This window comes from Maribacter aquimarinus (assembly GCF_047345505.1).
Lineage (GTDB): Bacteria > Bacteroidota > Bacteroidia > Flavobacteriales > Flavobacteriaceae > Maribacter.
In genome coordinates this window covers 1-22,565 of record NZ_JBLFEO010000007.1, presented here as the reverse complement: position 1 = coordinate 22,565, position 22,565 = coordinate 1, and the positions used below count along the sequence as shown (strand labels likewise).

At 52.8% G+C, this 22,565-nt stretch carries 17 protein-coding genes and 1 pseudogene; 5 read left to right on the top strand and 13 right to left on the bottom strand.

Annotated elements, in window-relative coordinates; translation table 11 throughout:
• Positions 1-203: 203 nt before the first annotated feature.
• On the bottom strand, positions 204-590 hold the full coding sequence (gene rpsI, locus ACKWCC_RS06735) for a 30S ribosomal protein S9 (protein ID WP_413995148.1): 387 nt from the start codon (positions 588-590) through the stop codon (positions 204-206).
• Position 591: 1 nt separating this feature from the next.
• Positions 592-1,047: a 50S ribosomal protein L13 gene (gene rplM / locus ACKWCC_RS06730; protein WP_413995147.1), complete on the bottom strand. Its 456-nt coding sequence runs from the start codon at positions 1,045-1,047 to the stop codon at positions 592-594.
• Between the two features lie 332 nt (positions 1,048-1,379).
• Here rplM and ACKWCC_RS06725 point away from each other — a divergent pair, with 332 nt between their 5' ends.
• Positions 1,380-1,871 (top strand): hypothetical protein, encoded by a 492-nt coding sequence (locus ACKWCC_RS06725; protein ID WP_413995146.1) that lies wholly within the window; start codon positions 1,380-1,382, stop codon positions 1,869-1,871.
• 421 nt (positions 1,872-2,292) lie between these two features.
• Here ACKWCC_RS06725 and ACKWCC_RS06720 read toward each other — a convergent pair whose 3' ends face one another.
• The 5 genes from ACKWCC_RS06720 to hppD all read right to left on the bottom strand — a co-directional run bounded on the left by ACKWCC_RS06720 (position 2,293) and on the right by hppD (position 8,077).
• Complete coding sequence (locus ACKWCC_RS06720) at positions 2,293-3,402, bottom strand: pyridoxal phosphate-dependent aminotransferase (RefSeq protein WP_413995145.1); 1,110 nt, start codon at positions 3,400-3,402, stop codon at positions 2,293-2,295.
• The gene (locus ACKWCC_RS06715; protein WP_413995144.1) at positions 3,399-4,304 is read right to left on the bottom strand and encodes a flavin reductase family protein; all 906 of its coding nucleotides are present in this window, start codon (positions 4,302-4,304) and stop codon (positions 3,399-3,401) included. Before ACKWCC_RS06715 ends, ACKWCC_RS06720 begins: the two co-directional genes overlap by 4 nt.
• Positions 4,305-4,362: 58 nt before the next feature.
• Complete coding sequence (gene fahA, locus ACKWCC_RS06710) at positions 4,363-5,586, bottom strand: fumarylacetoacetase (RefSeq protein WP_413995143.1); 1,224 nt, start codon at positions 5,584-5,586, stop codon at positions 4,363-4,365.
• Between the two features lie 104 nt (positions 5,587-5,690).
• Complete coding sequence (locus ACKWCC_RS06705; protein WP_413995142.1) at positions 5,691-6,863, bottom strand: homogentisate 1,2-dioxygenase; 1,173 nt, start codon at positions 6,861-6,863, stop codon at positions 5,691-5,693.
• 80 nt (positions 6,864-6,943) lie between these two features.
• Positions 6,944-8,077, bottom strand: coding sequence for a 4-hydroxyphenylpyruvate dioxygenase (gene hppD, locus ACKWCC_RS06700; protein ID WP_413995141.1), 1,134 nt, complete (start codon positions 8,075-8,077; stop codon positions 6,944-6,946).
• Between the two features lie 186 nt (positions 8,078-8,263).
• Between hppD and ACKWCC_RS06695 the strand changes: the two genes are divergently transcribed.
• Positions 8,264-8,707: a MarR family winged helix-turn-helix transcriptional regulator gene (locus tag ACKWCC_RS06695; RefSeq protein ID WP_413995140.1), complete on the top strand. Its 444-nt coding sequence runs from the start codon at positions 8,264-8,266 to the stop codon at positions 8,705-8,707.
• A gap of 303 nt (positions 8,708-9,010) precedes the next feature.
• On the opposite strand, the gene ACKWCC_RS06690 is transcribed toward ACKWCC_RS06695, so the two are convergent.
• From ACKWCC_RS06690 to ACKWCC_RS06670, 5 genes are all read right to left on the bottom strand, one after another.
• Entirely contained in the window at positions 9,011-10,651 is a 1,641-nt protein-coding gene (locus ACKWCC_RS06690; RefSeq protein ID WP_413995139.1) for a RagB/SusD family nutrient uptake outer membrane protein, read from the bottom strand.
• Positions 10,652-10,672: 21 nt separating this feature from the next.
• Complete coding sequence (locus tag ACKWCC_RS06685; RefSeq protein WP_413995138.1) at positions 10,673-13,804, bottom strand: SusC/RagA family TonB-linked outer membrane protein; 3,132 nt, start codon at positions 13,802-13,804, stop codon at positions 10,673-10,675.
• Positions 13,805-14,455: 651 nt separating this feature from the next.
• The gene (locus ACKWCC_RS06680; protein WP_413995137.1) at positions 14,456-15,088 is read right to left on the bottom strand and encodes a chromophore lyase CpcT/CpeT; all 633 of its coding nucleotides are present in this window, start codon (positions 15,086-15,088) and stop codon (positions 14,456-14,458) included.
• 421 nt (positions 15,089-15,509) lie between these two features.
• On the bottom strand, positions 15,510-18,344 hold the full coding sequence (gene polA, locus ACKWCC_RS06675; protein WP_413995136.1) for a DNA polymerase I: 2,835 nt from the start codon (positions 18,342-18,344) through the stop codon (positions 15,510-15,512).
• A gap of 207 nt (positions 18,345-18,551) precedes the next feature.
• Positions 18,552-19,550, bottom strand: coding sequence for an isoaspartyl peptidase/L-asparaginase family protein (locus tag ACKWCC_RS06670; protein ID WP_413995135.1), 999 nt, complete (start codon positions 19,548-19,550; stop codon positions 18,552-18,554).
• A 41-nt stretch (positions 19,551-19,591) separates the two neighbouring features.
• On the opposite strand from ACKWCC_RS06670, the gene ACKWCC_RS06665 reads away from it, so the two are divergent.
• The 3 genes from ACKWCC_RS06665 to ACKWCC_RS06655 all read left to right on the top strand — a co-directional run bounded on the left by ACKWCC_RS06665 (position 19,592) and on the right by ACKWCC_RS06655 (position 21,991).
• Positions 19,592-20,314 carry a copper homeostasis protein CutC gene (locus tag ACKWCC_RS06665; RefSeq protein ID WP_413995134.1) on the top strand — a complete coding sequence of 241 codons (723 nt, stop codon included), beginning with the start codon at positions 19,592-19,594 and terminating at the stop codon, positions 20,312-20,314.
• A 57-nt stretch (positions 20,315-20,371) separates the two neighbouring features.
• Entirely contained in the window at positions 20,372-21,601 is a 1,230-nt protein-coding gene (locus tag ACKWCC_RS06660) for a metallophosphoesterase (protein ID WP_413995133.1), read from the top strand.
• 93 nt (positions 21,602-21,694) lie between these two features.
• Positions 21,695-21,991: a thioredoxin family protein gene (locus tag ACKWCC_RS06655; protein WP_413995132.1), complete on the top strand. Its 297-nt coding sequence runs from the start codon at positions 21,695-21,697 to the stop codon at positions 21,989-21,991.
• 455 nt (positions 21,992-22,446) lie between these two features.
• Here ACKWCC_RS06655 and ACKWCC_RS06650 read toward each other — a convergent pair.
• Positions 22,447-22,565 (bottom strand): annotated as a pseudogene (locus ACKWCC_RS06650) (IS5 family transposase); the annotation flags it as partial.

Below are 22,565 nucleotides of genomic sequence, written 5' to 3'. Positions count from 1 at the left end.
GAAGTGGTAGCGGGCATGGCCCGTGGCCTCCATCATTTAGATGCTAAACTAATTTGCCCCGGGATGGACTCCCAAGGCAACCTTTTTACGCCCATTGGTGGGCAGAAAGGTTTTTTAAGTGCCCTTTTTGAATGGGGCTTTCAAGGAACTTGGTTAGAAAAAATAAAGGGCATTCGGCATAGGGAATGCCCCGGATGTCTGTTTTAACGTTTGGAGAACTGGAATTTCTTACGGGCTTTCTTTTGTCCGTATTTCTTGCGTTCCACCATACGGGGGTCCCTGGTGAGCAGGCCCTCTGGTTTCAGTGTGCTGCGGTGCTCTGCATCCACTTCCACCAAGGCACGGGAAAGGGCCAGTCTAATGGCCTCTGCCTGACCTGTGATGCCGCCGCCGTACACTTTGGCATTCACATCAAAATTGGTATCGTTGTCCGTTAGGGTGAACGGCTGGTTCACTTTGTACTGCAACGTGGCCGTTGGAAAGTACTCGGCCAGTTTTTTGTTGTTTATGGTGATGTTGCCGGTGCCAGTAGTGACATAAACACGGGCAACTGCAGTTTTTCTCCTACCAATTTTATGAATCGTTTCCATCTTATTTCAGGTCTTTTAGGTTAATGGCCTTGGGCTTTTGTGCTTCCTGTCCGTGATCGGGCCCGGCGTACACTTTAAGGTTTCTGAAAAGGTCGGCCCCCAATCTGTTCTTGGGCAGCATGCCTTTTATGGCGCGCTCCACAATGGCCTCGGGCTTCTTCTCCAAGAGCTCCTTCACCGAGGTGGAACGTTGGCCGCCGGGATAGCCCGTGTAGCGAAGATACTCCTTGTCCGACCATTTGTTGCCCGTGAGCACTATTTTTTCGGCATTGATGACCACCACATTGTCACCACAGTCCACGTGCGGGGTAAAATTGGGCTTGTGCTTGCCCCTTAATAATTTGGCCACTTTGGAAGCCATGCGTCCCAGGGTCTCGCCCTCCGCATTTACCAAAAGCCATTCCTTGTTCACGGAGGCTTTGTTGGCCGAAACAGTCTTATAACTCAATGTATCCACTACTGCTTATTTTTTGCTGTTAATCTATCGTTCCCCGCAAAGGGGCTGCAAATGTACAATTATAATGTTTAATTACAAACGCCTGTTTCTTAATATTTTCAATTTTTGCCCTTTGGAACAGGGGTGGGGCGGGGTGCCTGCCAAAGGGGCTTTTGTGGGCCATGCCCCGTTTCCTAGTTTCTGGTCTCCATGGGGCCAAGTTGGTTTTTTTTTGGCTTCGGGTGGCCGGGCCCCTGGTGTGCTGTGCGGCGCTTGCCAGGGGTGCACGGTGACGGAATTGTAATAAATGTCCTTTTTTGACGTTTACATCCAAAACCCATTAAAACAGCCTTATGCGAAAATTAATAGTTATCCTAAGCTTGGGAATGCTCACGTTTGCCTCATGCAGCACGGATGGGGAGAATGAAACGGACACCAATGCCATTGTGGGCACTTGGGTGGTCACGGATTTTGCCCTCAATGGATTCGATGCCAGTGACGACGCCCGGTTTGGCCAGCAGATCATCAGAAATTTGGCGTCGCGGGATTGTTACATCATAAACCTACAGTTCAATGAAGATGGTACTGTGGTGGCCAGAAGTTCTGGCGCCTATCTGGAAATCAATGCCACTGCCACAGGCTTGGATGTGCCTTGTCCCACGGAATCTGATGTGGAGAACAGCACCTATACCTTTGATGGAAGTGTGTTGAGCATTTTGGATGAGAACGGTGAGACCATCAGTACCAGGGTGAACATTGACGGGGCGGAGATGCGCATCAATGCCGCCGACCTGGAAATTGATGAGTTTGATGAAGCCGGTGAACTGGTCTTTACCAGACAGTAGCACTCCTTTCATTTTTGCTCTAAAAACTGAAGTCCGCCCAAACGGCGGACTTTTTTTATTGTCCATCCATCTGCGAAACACCCCTGCGGTGCAATCCCTGCTTGGCATTCCGATCAGCCTCTGGATTTCTAATTACCTCTTTAGAGGTCAGTAGATAAATACTTATCCATCAAACAAGGTAATTATTTGATTATAATACGGTTAATAATTTTTACCATTGTCGGTTCGAGCGCTCCCGAAATTTCGGGAGAGAACCATTTGCCAGCCAAGGAAGACTTCGACTGCCTGCCTCGACTACCATTCAGGCGGGCGCTCAGCCTGACATTTAGGCTATCAACTCGATTTAAAATAGGTAACTATCTACTGACCTCTATACCTCTTTTTGTTAAATGGGCAAACCGCCTTTGTGGGGAGCCCGTTATCAGGGGGTGGCGCCATGGTGCAACATCTTTTCCAGGGCCCTGACCAAGGCGGTGTTGGCGGCTTCCGTACCAATGCTAATGCGCACCTTGCCCGGTGCGCCAAATTGGGAGACGGGGCGCACCATGACGCCGTGCTCCATCAGGGCATCGGTGAATTCCAGTTCCGGCAGGGGCGGGTCAATGATGAAAAAATTTCCCTGGGTGGGCCAATAGGTAATGTCCAAACGGGCAAAGGCCTTTTCCAAAAATGACCTGCCACTGTGCACGGTGCGCACCGTCCGGGCCACAAAGTCCGTGTCGGCCAGCGCCCCTATGCCCGCTTCCAGGGAGGTCAGGGGCAAGAGGAAGGGTTTCTGTATCTGCCTTAAATATTGGGCAATGACCCCAGTGGTGTAGCAGTAGCCAATGCGTTGGCCGGCCAAACCATAGGTTTTGGAAAAGCTGTTCACGGCCACCACGGGATATCCCTTTTGCACATAGGGTAGGGCGGCCACATAGTCCTCGGCATCGGCAAAATGCCGGTACACCTCATCAAAGACCACCAGCACGTTCTTGGGCACCTTTTCAAAAAAGGCATCCAGCACCGCTTTGGGGATGTACGTTCCCGTGGGGTTGTTGGGACTGGTGAGAAAAACGATCTTTGTTTTGGGTCCAATGGCATTTAAAATCCCCGCCACATCCAGCTCGTAGTCCGGGGCGGTCAGGGGCACGTCCACCGGGGTGGCCCCGTACCATCTTGAAAAAACGGAATAGGGCAAAAAACAGGGGTTGGAGTAAATGACCTCATCGCCCTCCTTCACAAAGGCCCGTAGCAGCATGTCCAAGATTTCGGACCCGCTGTTGCCGCAAAGGAACTGATCGGCCGTAAGTTCAGCATTGAAATCGGCCACCAGGGCCTCCCGCAGCCTAACATCGGTCTGGTCGGGGTAGAAGTGCAGCTGGTCCGCTGCCTTTTTCAGTGCCGCAATGGCCTTGGGGGAAGTGCCCAAGGGGTTTTCGTTGCTGGACAGTTTATGGATTTTGGTGGTGCCGGAAGGTATGTTTTTTCCACCTTTATAGACCTCCCTGGGCTGTAGATAGGGTTTGAATATGCTTTTGATATCCTTCATTTCTGTAAGGTGTTGCTGTACATTAAGATGGCCATGGCCAGTTCGGTGTCTCCCTCTTCCAGCCGTTGCTGGGCCAATAGGTGCAGCTCCGTTTGCACATCGGTACCTTTGGCCATGCCGTTTTCCAGTCTGGCCTTGACGTCTTCCCGCTGGGCCGTTTGGGCCACGGCTTCAGGAGTGGGCAGGGCCTCCAGGTTGCCCAGGCGCCCCAGGTTGTTCCCGGTGAGCACGGTGCTCTCCCGTACCGATTTTGGCAGGGCATCCACGCCAACCCCGAGGTTTTTAATGGGTTTGGGGATCTCAAAAAGGGAGGTGCCGCTGGAGCGCGTGTACCAGCTGCCGCCCATACGGCCCACCAGGTCCAGTTTTTGGGTGTCCAGGGCATTGTGGGTCATGTACCGCTCGTTGATGTGTATGCGGAGCACTTCGCACAGAATAAGGTTTCCGGCTCCCGGCGTATGGGCCAGTTCAATGATGTCTGTTACCTTACATTCAAAGGCCACAGGGGCCTCGCCCACCCGGGGAGGGCCCACCAGGTCGCTCTTGACCTCGGTAAAGCCCGCTTTCACAAATTCGTTCACCCCCTTGGCGTAGGCCGTGCTGGCCAAGGACATCTGTTCCACGATGGGGTGGTTCACCACATTGATCACCACCTCCGGTACTTCCTTTACATTTTCGTGGGAGTGCTTCAGGCTATTGTCGCGTCCGCTACGGGCGGGAGAGAACACCAAAATGGGCGGATTGGAACTAAAGACGTTGAAATAGCTGAAGGGGCTCAGGTTCACACGGCCCTGGGCATCCATGGTGCTGGCAAAGCAAATGGGCCTGGGCGCCACGGCGGTGAGCAAGATGCTGTGCAGTTGGGGCTGCGGGAGCTGGGCCGGGTCTAGGGTCTTTGTCACGGGTTCGGGTTTCTATTGGGTTAATGATGCTTGGTTAGGCGTGTAAGGGGTTTGCCGTTCAAGGTTGGGCCGGAAGGACTTTTGCCGATGCTTCCCCGAAACCCACGCGTTTTCCCTCTTTTTGGGCAAAGCCGCGAAGGGTCACCGTATCCCCGTCCGCAATGAACTTGCGTTGGCTGCCGTCTGCCATGGTCAGGGGCTTGGTGCCCATCCAGGCCAGTTCCAGCATGGAGCCATAGGAATCGGCTTCCTTTCCGGAAATGGTGCCGGAGCCGTAGAGGTCGCCAATCTGTACGTTGCAGCCGTTTACGCTGTGGTGGGCCAGCTGTTGGGCCATGTTCCAGTACATGAACTTAAAATTGGAGCGGCACACCGTGGTCTCGGCGGCGCCGTCCGGGGCAATGCCCACTTCCAGCGCAATGTCATAATTCCTGGCGCCTTGGTACCGCAGGTAGGGAAGTACCTCCGGGTCTTGTTCCGGCCCTTGGGTCCTGAAGGGTTCCAGGGCTTCCAAGGTCACGATCCAGGGCGAGATGTGGGAGACGAAATTTTTCGCCAAGAACGGGCCCAAGGGCACATATTCCCATTTCTGTATGTCCCGGGCAGACCAATCGTTCAACAAAACCATCCCAAAGATGTGCTCCTCTGCATGGTCCGTGTCAATGCTGCTCCCCAGGGGGTTTGCCTTTCCGGTGATAAAGCCCATTTCCAGTTCAAAGTCCAATCTTTGGCTGGGGCCAAATACCGGTTGATCGGCCCCGTTGGGCAAGGTCTGTCCCTTGGGCCGGTGAAACGGAGTTCCGCTCACCACAATGGAGCTGGCCCGCCCGTGGTAGCCCACGGGAATGTGCTTCCAATTGGGCAGCAGGGCATTTTCGGGGTCCCGGAACATCTTGCCCACGTTGGTGGCATGCTCCATGCTGGAATAGAAATCGGTATAGTCGCCAATGCTCACCGGCAGGTGCATCCGGGCCTCCTTTTGGGTCACGAAGAGCTGCGGGTTTCCGGCAAGCACGGAGTTGTTGTCCTGTAGCCACTGCTGCACATCGGTGCGTACCTTGGTGGTGATCTCCTTTCCCAGGGCAATAAAGTCGTTCAGTGTATCTTTTTCCAGTACGGCGGTATTGAAGGCAAAGACGTCCAGCTCGGCCAGGGCCGCCAAGTCCAGGATGTGCTCGCCCACGGCAATGCCCGCCCTGGGGGCCCTCCCTTGGGAAGAAAAAATGCCAAAGGGCAGGTTGTGAATGGAGAAATCGGACTGCTCGGGGATATCAATGATCATGCATTTGGGTTTTTAAGAGGTGGGTAGGGGTAAGGCCACCCGTCTTCATTTTTTTGTTGAATTGAATTTTGAAGGTGGAAAAAAGGGCACCGCCAATCTATTGACTACGGATTTTTTGGCTTTTCCAGCCAAGAGGTATGGTAGGTGCCATCGTCAATTTTCAAGGCGTTTTCCGTAAGTTGAAGCGGTTTAAAGGTATCGATCATGACGGCGAGTTCCTCCGTCTTGGTCTTGCCTATGCTGGCCTCGTAGGTGCCGGGATGCGGCCCGTGCGGAATGCCCGCCGGGTGCAGGGAGATGTACCCTGGCCCTATGCCCGTTCTGCTCATGAAATCCCCATCCACATAGTACAGCATCTCATCGGAATCTATGTTGCTGTGGTTGTAGGGTGCCGGGATGGATTTGGGGTGGTAGTCATATAACCTGGGGCAGAAAGAGCAGATGACAAAGGCGCTGGTCTCAAAGGTTTGGTGCACCGGGGGCGGTTGGTGCACCCGGCCCGTAATGGGCTCAAAGTTGTGTATGGAGAACCCATAGGGATAATTGTAGCCGTCCCAGCCCACCACATCAAAAGGGTGGGTGGCATAGACCAAGTGGTGCAGCATGCCCTGTTTTTTTATTTTTATGGTAAACTCCCCTATTTGGTCATGGGTCTCCAGGTCTTGCGGCAGTTTATAGTCGCGCTCACAGAATGGCGAATGTTCCAACAACTGCCCAAACCAATTGCGGTAGCGCTTGGGGGTGTATATGGGGTGAAAGGATTCGGCATAGAGGATGCGGTTGTCCTCGGTGTCAAACTCCATTTGGTAGATCATGCCCCTGGGAACAATGAGGTAGTCTCCGTACTCAAAGGGGATGTTGCCCAGAAAAGTGCGCAGGGTGCCGGTGCCCCTGTGGATAAAGAGCATCTCATCGGCATCGGCATTTTTGTAAAAATAGGAGGTGGTCGATTTTTTGGGTGCCGCCAGGCCAATGTGCACATCGTTGTTCACCATCATGGGTTCCCTGGCTTCCAGGAAGTCGTCCTTGGGCGCCACTTCAAAGCCCTTGAGCTTTCTGGACTTTATGTGCTTGGCCTCGGCAATTTTTGGGCGCACGTCCATCGCGGTGGCGATCTCTTTTACCTGGGTGGGCCGGTGCACGTGGTAGAGCAGGGAAGACATCCCGTCAAAGCCTATGGTGCCGAACAACTGCTCGTAATAGAGGTTGCCGTCCGGCTTACGGAATTGGGTGTGCCGTTTTTGTGGAAACCGACCAAGTTTGTGATAGATGGGCATGTTCTTTCAATGTGTTAAATGTTATGGGGGCAGCTGTGCCGTGACCTTATCAAGGCGGCGGGCATCACTCCCAACCAAGCTCAATGTAAGGTTCCCCTTTTCTGTTGTTCCAGTTCAATGGCTTCAAAGAGCGCCTTAAAGTTACCTTTTCCAAAGGACTGTGCGCCCTTTCTCTGAATAATTTCAAAGAACATGGTGGGCCTGGGTTCAATGGGGCGGGTAAAGATCTGCAAGAGGTAGCCCTCATCATCGCGATCTACCAAGATGCCCAGTTCTTTCAAGGGGGCAATGTCCTCATCAATTTTTCCTACGCGATCGGTCACCGCATCATAATAGGCATCCGGAATGCTCAAAAACTCAATGCCCCTGCTTCGCAGCTCGCGCACGGTTTTAATGATGTCGTCCGTGGCCACGGCAATGTGCTGTACCCCTTCGCCTTCGTAAAAATCCAGGTACTCTTCCACCTGAGATTTTTTTGCCCCCTCGGCGGGCTCGTTTATGGGGAACTTGATCCGGCCGTTGCCGTTGCTCATCACCTTGCTCATCAAGGCCGTGTACTCGGTGGAGATGTCCTTGTCGTCAAAGGACAGGATGTTCACAAAGCCCATTACGTTTTCGTAGAATTGCACCCAGTGGTTCATCCGGTCCCACCCTACGTTGCCCACCATATGGTCCACGTATTTGAGTCCGGTGGGCGCCGGGTTGTAATCCGGGGTCTCCCATTTGGTGTAGCCGGGCAGAAAAGTGCCCTTGTAGTCTTTGCGTTCCACAAAAACGTGCACCGTTTCACCGTAGGTGTGTATGCCGGCGCGCACCACCTTGCCCGCCCCATCTTCTTCGGTCACGGGCTCCATATAGGATTTGGCCCCTTTTTCCATCGCCGTTTCGTAGGCCTTGGTGGCATCGTCCACCCAGAGGGCCACCACTTTTACCCCGTCTCCGTGGCGGTCTATGTGCTGGCCTATTTCCGTTCCGCTCTTTAGGGGCGAGGTGAGCACCAGACGGATCTTGTCCTGTACCACCACATAGCTTTCCCGGTCCTTGAGCCCGGTTTGGAGGCCGGCGTAGGCGTAGGACTGAAAGCCAAAGGCAGATTTGTAGAAATGCGCGGCCTGTTTGGAGTTGCCCACATAAAGCTCAATGTAATCGGTGCCGTTTATGGGCATGAAGTCCTTGGCCTTCTCGTGCAATTTGGGTAGGGTGGTCGTTGACATATTTCTTGGGATTTAGGATGATGGAAAACTTTATTGTTGTTAATGCAACAAAAATAAGTATTTTTGCGGGGGATTTGGTTTTGGGGCGATAAATTTTCGTTAAAACTGAATGTTCGTCCGGGCAGAACCACCTTTGCCCCGGTGGTTTGCGCTCCATATTTTCTTACAACCGACAAACAAGGGCAAATGTTGAATCAGATCGATCACATCTCGGGCATTGGGTTGCACCTGGACCTGGTGCTGCGCAAGGTGCAGGATGCCTATCTGCGCACCTTTCGGGAACTGGGCCTGGAACTGACCATTGAACAATGGGTGGTGCTCTACCGCATTCACCAATTGGGAGCGGAGGCCTCCCAAGCGGCCATTGTACGGTCCAATTTCCGGAACCGCGCCACCACCTCCCGGGTCATTGGTGGGTTGGAACGGAAGGGTTGGATCAAGAAGAAACGCTTCAAGGGCGACAAAAAGCGCTTTAAACTGGAGTTGACCCCAGCGGGCAATGAGGTCATCGCAGCGGTGGCCCCCCATGCCGTGGCCCTGAGGAAACGGGCGGTGCGCGGGTTGGACACGTCCAAGTTCCACATCTTTCTAGAGGTGCTCGATGCCATCGGGGCCAATTACGAGGAGTAATACCATTCCCCAATTGAAAATATGCCGATAAATGGTTTCTTTTTACGCCCTACTTCAACATAAAAATAGGCCTTAGCTCGGCCATGCCTGATTTTTCTTTTTCGCAGACTAAAAAAACAATTCCATTTCTATGGCTGCATTTCAAACAAGAACTGGTATAAGGGGGCATGCCCCACCGTAGGGCTGGTCCAGCACCGGCAGGCCGGGGCATAAAAAAAGCCGCCCGATGGCCATCGGGCGGCTTTTTAACTGTTACCATGATATGGACAGGTCGTTTTGGGAATTTATGGCGACCTCCTGGCCTTAATTTTGGTCGGAGGGCGATATGTTCGGGTTGGCATCAATTTCCGCCAACGGAATCTTAAAGATCCAATCGTCATTAATGGAAGGCCTGTCCACTTGGTAGGCCTCTTGATAGAGTACTTCCGAGGCCCCAGAGCCGCCATTCGCGGCATGGTCGATGCCTTCGTCCCAACGGATGTGGTCCGTGTATCCGAAGCCTTCGCCCCAAAGCTCCAGGCGACGCTGGAACTTAATGTGCTCCATCAAGGATTCTTGGGTATTGAAGGCAGTAACATCATAGGCGCTGTCACGTTCTTCCCCCAAGGGCCTAAGTGCATCTTGTGCCCCGGCAATATCGCCCATCATTGCCTTGGCTTCCGCCTCAATGAGGTACATCTCGGAAGAGCGCATGTAAATAACGTCATCCGGATCAATGGAGCCTGGGTTTTTGTTCTTGAGCTTAAAGTGCATGTAGGGATGTTGGTTAAAGCGGTTGGTAATGCCGTAGGTGGCGTTTATCTCTGCCCTTCTGGCATTAAAGGCAGCCTCGTCCGTATAATTGGGGTCGTTGCCAAACCCTCCTTGGCCGTTGGCTGCGGAAGAGTTGGTGTTTGGGGCGTCTATAATGAACACATCCTTGCGGTAATCCGTGTCCGGAATGGCATCCACCAACCTCCTGTCGGCAATTTTTGGGTTATTCCTGATCTGGCTGCCGTTAAAGGTGTTGCTGGCCAAGTAAAAATAGGAGCGGAAAAAAGTGGTCTCCGCAGCGATGACATTGCTGCCCCAGATCACTTCCGGGAGGTCATTGGTGTTAAAGCCTGCTTTCCAATCTTCCTCTCCCATGATCGGGTAGTCCTGTCTGGCCATCACCGCGGCATCGGCGGCAGTCTGCCAATCGCCTGTGGAGAGTGCGGCCCTGGCCAAGAGGCCATAGGCCACGTCAATGTTCAACTGCGACTTTCCGGCGGTGCCCCCCGGTCTGGCGCTGGCGTTTTCAAAAGCGGCGATCGCTGCATTTAGATCAATGAAAATTTGGTCATAGATCTCCTGAACGGTAGATCGGGGTTCACTGGTAAAAGGGGATTCAGAGGAGAACAAAAGGGGTACTCCGGGATCTGAAGCCGGGTTGCCAATGAGGTAGCCCCGGGCGTAGTGCTGCACCAAGGAAAGATAGGCATATGCGCGGTACGTATGGGCCTGACCTAAAATCTCGTTCAGTTTTGGCGATGCGGCCAAATCCCCTTCGGCAATCCTGTTGATCAGCAAGTTGGACCCCGCAATGATGTTATAACGGTGGTACCAAAGAAGCTCCGTGGTCAAAGAGGTGTTCAAAGTATGTGAATTCCACTGCATCTCGGTTCTCCAGCCCAGGTTGTTGGCGTTGGCAGAATGGATGATTCCCCCGGTAAGGTTGTCTCCCAAAGGAACCCAATAATGGTTTCCGGCCCTTTGCGTGCTGCCACCAGGGAAAATGGTCTGGGATTGGGAGTACAGACCGCGGTGCAGCCCGTTCAGCACCAACTGCATGTTGTTTTCGTTGGCCAGGGCATCCGCGGCCGAGATGGCGTCCGTTGGCTTGGTGTCCAGGAATTCTTCTTCGCAGGACATTACTGTAATAGCTACTATTGCCAGTAAGGTGTATTTTATAGTTCTTAACATCTTCTGTGTATTTTAAATTGATTAAAATGCTACGTTCAGGCCAATGGAAAGAATTCTTGGCGGGCCAAAATCGTTTCCACTGGGTGTGCCGTCCAATTCAAACTGCGGATTCAGTCCTGTTCGGGCCGTTTTGGTATAGAGGTTTTCCCCGATGACCGAGAGTCTCAGGTTGTCCAAGCCCAAGGGCTCGGTGAGCCTGCTGTCAAAACTGTACCCAAGATTTAAGTTTCTGAGCACCCAGAAAGACGCATCCGTCAAAAATCGTTCCGAAGCGGTCCTGACCAAGTTGGGGTTTCCGTTCTCCATTCGGGGCACATTGGTAATGTCTCCGGGCTGCCTCCAAGCGTTCAGGATGTCCGGGTGCAAGGAACTGCCATAATTGCCACTGTGCATCATGGCGGCATAGCCAAAGTCCAGATTTTTGCCCCCCAGACCATAGTTGATCAGGAAGTCCAGCGAGAAGCCCTTATAGCCTATGCTGTTCTGAACCGAACCAATGAGGTCTGGTATGGACGTATCGCCGGTATAGGCCCTTTCCGTGGCCTGCCAGTCGTTGGTGGTGGCAATTTCGCCATTGGCATCCAAGACGGGCACACTGTTGCCGTCATCATCCAGTTCATATTGCAAAAAGAGCTGGTCCCCTGTGGCGGGATCTACCCCGGCGGTTCTCAAGATAAAGAAGTCGAACCTGGAACGTCCCGCTTGCCAGCGTTGCTGTCCGTCTATGAAAGGGGCGGGCAAGCTGGTGATCTCATTATTAAAGGTGGAGGCCTGTAGGGTCACGTTCCACCGGAAATCCGGTCTTCTAAATAGGTGGGTGGTCAAGGACATTTCCCAACCGGAATTGGTCATGTCACCAATGTTGGTGGGCACAATGTTCAACCCGTTACTGGGGGCCAAGGGCAGTTCATACAACAGGTCCGATGAGTTTCTGGTATAATACTCCACGGTGCCATCCAAAATATTATTGAACAGGCTGAACTCCAAGGCAACGCCAAAGTTCTCTATAGTCTCCCACTGCAGATCTGAGTTCCCTATATCCGAATAGATAATGGCCGGGGCAGCGGCATTGGAGGTAATGGAAAAGCGGGGCTGGGATAAAAAGAAGTCGCCCAACTGATCGTTTCCGACTTCCCCATAAGACCCCCGTAGTTTAAGGCTGTTCACGAAGTTTACGTTGTCCATAAAGGATTCCTGGTCTATGCGCCAAGAGGCACCCACCGAGTAAAAGGTTCCCCAACGCGTATCCCGATCGAACACGGAGGATCCGTCCCTTCTGGCAGAACCGGTGATGTAGTATTTGTTCTTGAAATTATAGTCCAATCTCGTGAAGTAGCCTTCAAGGGCATAGCGCGTGGAAGAACCTTCCAAGGAAACGATATTGGAAAAATTGGCGAATTCAAAGATGCCGTTGGCCGCTTGTACCGTGGCCAGCCCCCCGTTGGAGCTAAAGGTACGGTTGGTGCTTTCGTGGCCCACGATGATATCCACGTTATGGATGTTGTTGAAACTTTTGTTGTAGTTTAGAATCTGATTGAAATTCTCTACTTGTCTCCTCCACCGGTCTTCTCCATAACGGCCGTCGGGCTGGGCATCGCCGATCACGGCATTTTCATACTCTTTTACAATGCGGTCCTGGATGTCCCTACCATAGTTTACCCTTAGGCTAAGTCCATCGAAAAACTCGTAGTCTGCAAAAAACCGGAAACCATAGTTATTGGTGAGGACACGTTCATCGTTCAGGAATAGTTCTTGCAAGGCGTGGCGGCCTTGGCTAATGGGTCTGGAGCCGATTCCAAAGTCGGGGAAGCCTTCCCCACTGTCAAAAATCAAATTCCCAAAAACGTCCCGTGCCAGATTACCTTGGCGGTCATTGATGTACACGGGGTAGATGGAGCCCACATTCTTGGCGAAACCAAAAGGGTTCACGATGCTGCCGGTACCAGCGCTGCTGGGCGCCCGAGCTTCCTCAAGCGTGATATAGGCACCACCTCCCATCGTCATTTTGTCATTTACGTCAAATTCGCCGTTAAGTCGTGATGTGAGACGATTATAATCCGATCGGATCGTGTAGCTTTCTTCATCCAAGTAAGAGGCCGAAAAGAACACCTTGGAGTTCTCACCCCCTCCGGAAACGTTCACGTTGTAGTTTTGCCTTACCCCGGTTTGGGAAAGGGTGTCATACCAATCCAGTGCTTGCCAAACCACCTGCGCGTCTGGGTTCAACTGGCCGTTGGTGCCCACAATCTGGTCATTGGGCACATTAAAGGGGTTGTAGCCTCCCAGTTGCTGGAAGATGTTGGCGGAGGCAAAGGCCGGATCGCCGTTGCCCGCACTGGAGTTTTTAAGGGCCTCCCACATGGTCTCGTAATATTGGCCTGGGGAGAGTTCTGGGTAGAAGGGTATGCCCACGGACACCAGACCGGACTGCATGGAGGCATTGACACTGACCCCTCCGCTCTTGCTGCCGCTCTTGGTGGTGATGATGACCACCCCGTTGGCCGCCCTTGACCCGTAAAGGGAAGTGGAGGCCGCGTCCTTCAGTACGGTGAGGGATTCAATGTCCTCTTGGTTAATGGTGTTCAGGGAGCCCTCAAATTGCTGGCCATCGACAATGAACAGGGGATCGGTAGATCCATTGAGTGTTCCCACCCCGCGAATTACGATGCCCGGGGAAGATCCTGGGCCCTGTTGCGTGGTAAACTGTACCCCAGTGGCCTTACCCTCGAGGGCGGCAATGGGGGAGGTTACATTCCTAAGGGCCAGTTCTTCGGCGCCCACCACACTGGCCGACCCGGTAAAGGCTTCCTTGGTGCTGGTACCAAAGGCGGTGACCACCACTTCATCCAGGGTTTCGGCATCCTCTTCCATCGTTACATTGATGGTGTTGGAACTGCCCACCCTTACTTCCGTGGTCTTCTGGCCTAGGTAGTTAAATTGCAGGCGTTGGCCCGGAGACGCGGTAATGGCATAATTCCCGTCAAAATCGGTCTGCGTTCCCGTGGTGGTGCCCATAATGACGATGGAAACACCCGGCAGGGGCTGGCCGTTTTGATCCGTTACATTACCCGTAATGGTTTTCTCTTGGGCGAACCCCAAGTGCGAGATCAGCGTAAAAAAGAACGCTAAGGTCAAGAATCTTCTTAGTTTCATTGAGTGGATTGTTTAATTCCCGTGCAATAAAGGGAATAAAAAATAAATTTCCTAAAATTTGGTTAACCTTAACATAATTGTTTCACAAAACCAATCCATAGTCCATCAAAATTTGAAATATTGATTTCAGAATGGTGTGGATCGCGGCTTCGCCAATCCGGAATGTAAGCGTTTTAGAAACCATGTTCCCCATATCCTTGGGGACAGGGGTACTTATGGTTTTGTTGGCCTTTTTGTGGCCTGGCCCCGGTACCCCACGGTTGGGTGTCCAGAACCGCATTTGCCTTTCATGGGTCTGGGCCCTTTCTTCGGAGACCGCTTTCATAAATCTCTTTTAACCCAGATTATGCAGTAGACTTTTGTAGTGAGGGTGTAAAGCCCAATAAAATCAAGACTTTTGCGATTGAGGCGCCCGCCTGAATGACTCAGTCGGGCAGGCCCGCCCGAACGTGCCGTTCGGTACGGGCGGGTAGCCATCGCTACGGTGAGTGAGCCAAAGTGAGTGCAACGATTGATTTTGCAGGGATTTACAGCCGTAATACCTGCCCGTTCCTTTCAGGCGGGGAATTTCTATTGCTTAATCTGGGTTTAAGACATCGGAACACCCGGAGGGCGGTTGGGCTTCATTTTTTTTTTAAGAACAACGGGCCTTCATTCCAGGGCATCAAAGACATAGCCCCCCTTTACCGCTCCCCAGACCTGTTCGCCCGCGGCATTGAAGCCCCGGTCCCAGGAAGTGAGGCCGTTGGTGTCTATCCTTACCACGGAGGTGGCGTAGCTGGCGCCCCGGAGGTTGCTGGCACAGCTGCCCGTGCCGGTCTGCCCGGCGAAGGTGCCATTGGCCACTTTGGTAAGTATGACCTCGCACCCCTTGCGCAGGCCAAGGTCTTGCGGCAGCAAGCGGTCAAACGCTTTTGGGTGCTTCCATTGGCCCACCCAAAGCGAATCTTCCGGCAGGGTGTAGATGTAACTGGCCAACTGGCCCGCCGCATTTCTTTTTACCTCATAGATGCGCTGTCGGTAGGGACGATGCTGGGCATTGTGCATGGCCTGTTCCACGTACAGCCAATTTCCGCGCTCCTGCCAGATGGGGTACATGTGCAGCGAAATGTTAAAGTAGGTGCTGTCTGCCACGGACTGCCGCTCCGAATTGAAGGAGCCCTGCATCAACCCAAAAAGTTCCATCAGCTCCGTATCCTTTTTGTTCACCGGACTCTGGGTGGCGTGCTTGCAGGCGGCCATTAGAATCAAACAGATCAACACTAACGTGTGCAGTGGTTTCATAAGCATCAATTTTTGTGGGGCGCTCCTCGTTTCAAAAGCTTTCGCCCGTTTTCATTTTTCGTTTTAACGTTTGGCCCCATACTGTTTCTAGTGGGCGATGTTGGAGCCAAAAATGGCAACAGATGCAACCATCCCGGTCTTACTGGGCCCCGTTTCGTTTTCCCTTCATCAAAAAACGAAAAAAAAAGGTGGGACGGGGAAATGGCTGCGCACCGCGGGCTCCCGTGCCTCTATGTGTTGTACTTCGTACCGCACCTTCGGCCCTTCGCAAGCTATCCCTGCTTCTCCATCGGTACCATTCCACAGCCTTTTCTAAATGCTAAAAAACTTTTCAATTGTTCAAACCAATACATCATAAGCCTCCAGCTTTTCACTTATCCGCACAAATTGGCGTAGCGCCCACATCTTGTTCCATAAAAACTCAATGTGCCTCCAGCCAGTTTTGCCCTATGCCCACTTCCACATCCAGGGGTACGCTCAGGGGATAGGCGTTTTCCATTTCGGTCTTGATCATCACCTTCATCGCTTCCAGTTCCGGTCTGTAAATGTCAAAAACCAGTTCGTCATGCACTTGTAGGAGCATTTTGGACCGATGGCCGCCCTCCACCAATTTTTTGTGGATGTTGATCATGGCTATCTTAATGATGTCCGCCGCACTGCCCTGTATGGGCGCGTTCACGGCGTTTCGCTCCGCGGCCCCGCGCACCACTTGGTTGCTGCCGTTTATGTCCTTGAGGTACCTGCGCCGGCCCAGCACGGTCTGCACATATCCGTTTTCCCGGGCAAAATCCACTTGCTCGCTCATATAATTGCGCAGTTTGGGGTAGGTTTTATAATAGGTCTCTATGAGCTCCTTGGCCTCGGTGCGGGAGAGATCGGTCTGGTTGCTGAGCCCAAAGGCACTGACCCCGTAAATGATGCCAAAATTCACCGTTTTGGCGTTGCTTCGCTGTTCCCGCGTCACTTCTTCCAACGGCACCTGGAACACTTTGGAGGCCGTGGAGGCGTGAATGTCCTCCCCGTTCTTAAAGGCCTCGATCATGGTGGTCTCCTCGCTCAGGGCGGCAATGATGCGCAGTTCTATTTGGGAGTAGTCTGCCGCCATGAGCACGTAATCCTCGCTTCTGGGCACAAAGGCCTTGCGCACTTGGCGTCCGCGCTCCGTACGTATGGGAATGTTCTGTAAATTGGGGTTGTTGCTGCTCAGGCGGCCGGTGGCGGCCACCGTTTGCATGTAATCGGTATGTACCCTTCCGCTGTGCTCCGCCACTTGCAGGGGCAGGGCATCCACATAGGTGCTCTTAAGCTTGGACAGGCCGCGGTAGTCCAGTACCTGCTGCACTATGGCGTGGTCCTTGGCCAGATAGGAGAGCACGTCCTCGGCGGTGCTGTACTGCCCGGTTTTGGTCTTCTTGGGCTTGTCCACCAATTTCAATTTGTTGAAGAGGATTTCTCCCAGTTGCTTGGGCGATCCAATGTTGAACTCCTCGCCGGCTGCCTCATAGATCTGTTTTTCCAATTGGGCAATGTCCTTGTTAAGGTCGTCCGACAGCGAATCCAAGAAGGATTTGTCCAGGTTGATGCCCTCCAGTTCCATGGCTGCCAGCACCCGCAGCAGCGGAATTTCAATGTCCCTGAACAGGGTGTCCGTTTTGGCGGCCTCCAGTTCTGGGGCAAAATGCTGCGCGAGCTGAAAGGTAATGTCCGCGTCTTCCACGGCGTATTCCGTTACTTTTTCCAAGGGCACGTCCCGCATGGACAATTGGTGCTTTCCTTTTTTGCCTATGAGCTCGGTAATGGAGACCGGTGTGTAGTTCAAATAGGTTTCCGCCAGTACGTCCATGTTGTGGCGCATGTCCGGATTGATCAGGTAGTGGGCCAGCATGGTGTCAAACAGGGGTCCTTTCACCTTGATGCCGTATTTGTGCAGCACCTTGATATCGTACTTCAGGTTTTGCCCCACTTTCTCTATGCTTTCCGCTTCAAAGAAGGGGCGCAATTGCTCCATTAGCGCTTGGGCCGCGTCGCGGTCTTCCGGAAAGGGCACATAGTAGCCCTTGCCCGCTTCCCAGCTAAAGGCAATGCCCACCAGGGCGGCGGTGAGGGGGTCCAGACCCGTGGTTTCGGTGTCAAAACAGACCGTTGGTTGCTGCATCAGGTTTTGTAAAAACAGTTGCATGGCCATTCCGGGGGCCACACTCTGGTAGGTATGGGGCACGTCCTTTATGGTCTTTCGGCTGGAACTGTCCTTGATGGTGGCCGGGGCTTCGCCATTGCCCCCGAACAGGGAGAATTGGCCGCTTCCCGCTGGGGCCGACACTTTTTTGGCGGTTTCCGTGCCGCTTACCTGGCCCGTGCCGTTGCCTTGTTCTTCCGAGAAGATTTTAAGGAACTGGTCCTTGAGCCTCCTGAACTCCAGTTCTTCAAAGATTTCCTGCACCTTCTCGCTGTCCGGTACGGATATTTCGTAGTCCCGGGCATCAAACTGTACCTCACAGTCCACACAGATGGTGGCCAACTTTTTAGAGAGCAGGCCCAGTTCCTTGTTGGCCTCCACCTTCTCGCGCATCTTCCCTTTCAGCTGGTCCGTGTTTTCCAGCAGGCCCTCCATGGACCCAAACTGGGCAATGAACTTTTTGGCCGTTTTATCCCCAACGCCCGGCAGGCCGGGAATGTTGTCGCTGGCATCGCCCATCATCCCCAGGTAATCAATGACCTGTTCGGGGCGCTCCACCCCAAAGCGCTTCTGTACTTCAGGGATGCCCCATATCTCTATGCCGTTGCCCATGCGCGCGGGACGGTACATGAAAATGTTTTCGGACACCAGTTGGCCAAAATCCTTGTCGGGCGTTACCATAAATACCTGGTAGTCCTCTTTCTCCGCCTGTTTGGCCAGGGTGCCAATGATGTCGTCCGCTTCCCAGCCTTCCAGTACCACGCTGGGGATGTGCATGGCCTTTAGAATGTCTTGGATGTAGGGCACCGCGATGCGGATGGCATCGGGCGTTTCGTCCCGGTTGGCCTTGTACTCGGGGAAGAGTTCCGTGCGTTCGGAGCTTCCGCCCTTGTCAAAACAAACGGCAAGGTGATCGGGCCGCTCCCGTTTGATCACGTCAAAAAGGGAATTCATGAACCCCATGATGGCACTGGTGTCCATCCCCTTGGAGTTTATCCTGGGATTTTTTATCAGCGCGTAATACCCTCTAAAGATCAACGCGTAGGCGTCTAGGAGGAAGAGTCTTTTTTGTGTTGCCATTGTCTAAAGTTAGAAGTACGAATGTAGCGGTACAGAATGGAAGTTGCCAAGTTTTTTTCTGGAAGGGCCGTCATTGTGCCCAAAAAAGAGAGGTAAAGTCCCATATTTTTCCATTTTTTAGGGCGGGTTTTTTGGAGCACCTTGGGCCATGATCGCCTTTTTTCAAGGCCAATATAGCTAAAACCCTTACACGGCAAGCGCCCAGGGCTATGCGGGAACATAACTCTCCGCAGGGTGGTTCACGTGTCCCTCTTCGGAGTAGGTGCGGTAGGTAAAACCTGGTTGAATGCAGTAACCGCCCGTATCCCCATTTTTGTTGATGGCGATGAAGCCGATCTGGAAATCGTCCCGGCCCTCATTTTTGGCCATGATGCGCTTTACGCCCTCTTCACAGGCCTCTTGCGGACTTTTGCCCTGCCGCATCAGCTCCACGATCAAAAAACTGCCCACGGTGCGCACCACTTCCTCGCCAACGCCGGTTGCCGTGGCCCCGCCCACTTCATTGTCCACGAACAGCCCGGCCCCGATAATGGGCGAATCGCCCACGCGACCCGCCATTTTGTAGGCCATGCCGCTGGTGGTGCAGGCCCCGGCAATGTCCCCGTCCTTGTCAATGGCGAGCATGCCAATGGTGTCGTGGTTTTCAATGTTGATAATGGGCTTGTATTCCGATGTTTTCTTCCATTCCAACCATTCTTTTCTGGACTGCTCGGTAAGGAGATCGGTCTTTTCAAAGCCTTTTTCATAGGCAAATTTCTCGGCCCCTTCCCCGGCCAGCATCACGTGCGGGGTATCTTCCATGACCTTGCGCGCCACGGAGATGGGATTGGCAATGTTCTGCAAGGCCAGCACCGCACCACAATTGCCGTCCTTGTCCATGATGCAGGCATCCAGGGTCACGTTCCCGTCCCGGTCCGGCCGGCCGCCCTTGCCCACGGTCTGGTTGTTTACATCGTTCTCTTCCACCATGACGCCGTGTTCCACGGCATCCAGGGCCCGGCCACCGGATTGTAGCACTTCCCAAGCCTTGGCGGTGGCGTTCATGAAGTTCCAGGTACAGATGGCAATGGGGCGTTTTTGGTCGGTAGTGGCCGGCTTGTCTTGCTGTGGCCTAGTGGTCTCCTCCCCGCAGGAGGATAGCAGTGGTGTGGCCACCAGGGCGGCCGTGGCCGTGCCCGAATTTTTAAGGAACTTTCTTCTTTTCATCTGTGGGGTTGTTTTATTTTTGGGGCACTAAAGATAACAATATGATCGTGGAAGTTTGTGCCAATTCGTTGGAATCTGCCTTGAATGCCCAAGAGGCGGGCGCAGACCGTATTGAGCTTTGCTCGGAGCTTGGGGTTGGTGGGGTAACGCCCTCCTTGGGCCTGATCCGTTTGGTCACCGAAAAGTTGCACATACCGGTGCATGTGCTCGTACGCCCGCGGAGCGCCCATTTTACCTATACCGAATGGGAGTTTCAGGTCATGCTCAAGGACATCGAGGCCTGTAGGGCAAACGGGGCGGCCGGCATCGTGTCCGGAGTGCTGCACCCAGATGCCACGGTAAACGTGTCCCGTACCCAGGCCTTGGTGAACGCCTCGGGCCCCTTACATTTTACGTTTCACCGTGCTTTTGACTGGGTGCCCGATCCCGTTGTGGCACTTGAGGCGCTGGAGGGGATCGGGGTCCAGACCATTCTGAGCTCTGGCCAAAAACCGAGCGCGGCCCAAGGGGCCCCGCTTTTAGGGGAGTTGCAACGTAGGGCCAAAAGCTGCGTGCTCATGGCCGGCGGTGGCGTAAATCCGGACAACGCCACGATGTTCCTGGAGGCGGGGTTGAGCGCCATTCATTTGTCCGGTACCGCCTTTGGGCATGCGCTGCCCATGGACGGCAAACTCTCCATGAACTCCCAAAAGCACCTGGCCGAACATCAGGTGGCCGTGACCCAAACGGAAACCATACGCCAGGTGGTGAAGCACGTTAAATAAAACGCAAATCGGTGCCCGATCCCTGCGATCCAATACCTTTGTAAAAAAAACAGGGAAATGCTTCGTTGGATCGTATTTGTCATGGTATATGCCGGGTTGACCTTCTACGTGCTGCAGGCCCTGAAAACCGTAATGCGCCAACCCTGGTGGTATTACGCCTATCTTCTGGTGGCCGCCGCGGTGATGCTCAACTTCATGTACCAATTTACCTGGGGCGAGGAAGGCGGCCGGGTGCTGAGCCGCCCCAAGAGCTATGCCTTTGGTCTGTTGTTGGCCATGCTCACCTTTAAGGTCATTACCATTGTCTTCCTGTTTTCCGAGGACATGTTTAGGCTATTGTCCGGTTTTTACGCCCAGCTCTTTGGCAATGCCAAGGAATTTAGCCTCCCGGAGCGCAGGCGTTTTTTGAGCCTTTTGGGCCTTGGTCTGGCGGCCCTTCCCTTTGGGGCCCTGCTCTACGGCATGTACCGGGGAAAGTACAACTTCAAGGTGCTGTCCTATGAGCTTACTTTTCCGGACCTGCCAGACGCTTTTAACGGGTACCGGTTGGTGCAGATTTCCGATGTGCACAGTGGTAGTTTTGACAATAGGGAGAAGATTGCCTACGCCGTGAACCTGATCAACGAACAAAAGGCCGATGTGCTTCTTTTTACGGGCGATATGGTGAACAACAAGGCCGAGGAAATGCTGCCCTGGAAGGCCCTTTTTGCCACTTTGGAAGCCAAGGACGGGAAGTTTTCCGTTTTGGGCAACCATGATTACGGCGATTATATCCCCTGGGACACCTTAGAGGCCAAAAAAGCCAATCTGGAACAGTTGAAGCAGATCCAGGCCGATATGGGTTTTGACCTCCTGCTCAATGAACACCGGTACCTGGAACGCGGTGGGGACAGGATCGCGCTCATTGGGGTGGAGAACTGGGGCAAGGGCGGTTTTATCAAGGTGGGGGATCTTGGGGCGGCCACCTCCCAGATAGACCCCGGGGATTTCAAGATATTGATGAGCCATGATCCCTCGCATTGGGAGGAAAAGGTGCTGCCAGATGCCCAGCACTATCACCTTACGCTCAGTGGGCACACCCATGGCATGCAGTTTGGCATTGAGATTCCTGGGTGGATCAAGTGGAGCCCCGTAAAATGGCGCTATAAACAATGGGCCGGTATCTACGAGCAAAAGGGGGAGTACCTCAACGTAAACCGCGGTTTTGGATTTTTGGGATATCCGGGCAGGGTGGGTATCTGGCCGGAAATTACCGTCATAACCTTGAAAAAACCACAATTAACATGATTTTAACCCCACCCTAATCCTGTAAAACACAGGGGCATCAACCTATTTTAACATTTTTCATTACATTTGGTGCCTGGCTCAAAGCAGATAACTATGTCTAAATTTGGTGAACTCATTGATTTAAATGTGCCGGTACTGCTCGGTTTCTATGCCGAATGGAACGATCAGTCCACCGCGATGCACGCCGTGCTCGGTGATGTGGCCTCTTCCTTGGGAGACAAGGGCAAGGTCATTAAGATAGATGTGGACAAGAACAAGGAGCTTTCACAAGCCCTTAGGATAAAGGGCCTGCCCACGTTGATGATCTACAAAAAAGGGGAAATGGTCTGGAGGCAGAGCGGCGAGCAGGATGCCGATACTTTGGTGGGCATTCTCAAAGAGTACGTATAAGTTCAAGGGGCGTTCACTGCTTCGTTGGCAACCACCGCGGTTCACCTACCCCATGACCTTTGGATTTTCTTTTACCTGGAGCACCTTTGGCCGCTAGGGAAAAACCTTCCGTTGCTCCGGGAACAATTCCTTAATCAATTTCGTCATTAGATTTAATACCATTTTCCAATTGAAAATAAGCCGATAAATGGTTTCTTTTTATGCCCTACTTCAACATAAAAATAAGCCGTGGCGCGGCTATGCCTGATTTTTCTTTTTCGCAGGCCAAAAAAATAATTCCATTTCCAGGTCTCCCATCAAAAGGATGAACTTACGTTCGGGACTGTTTAAAATGGAGGGTCTGGACATTAGTTGAGAATATTGATTACAAGCTAAATAATAGATGAAACTGGTACTATCTCATTAAGTCTTTAAATTAAAAATCACTTTTATTTGGAAAAAGGTTTAAATAGAACTCATTTAAACTTTTTCAATTTTATTTTTTTCAGTGCCAATACGATGAAAGATAGGTAGTTGAACCCTTTCCAGCTTGCAATTGTGGTGTCGAACCTGTTGAGCGGTGACCTGAAGCTGT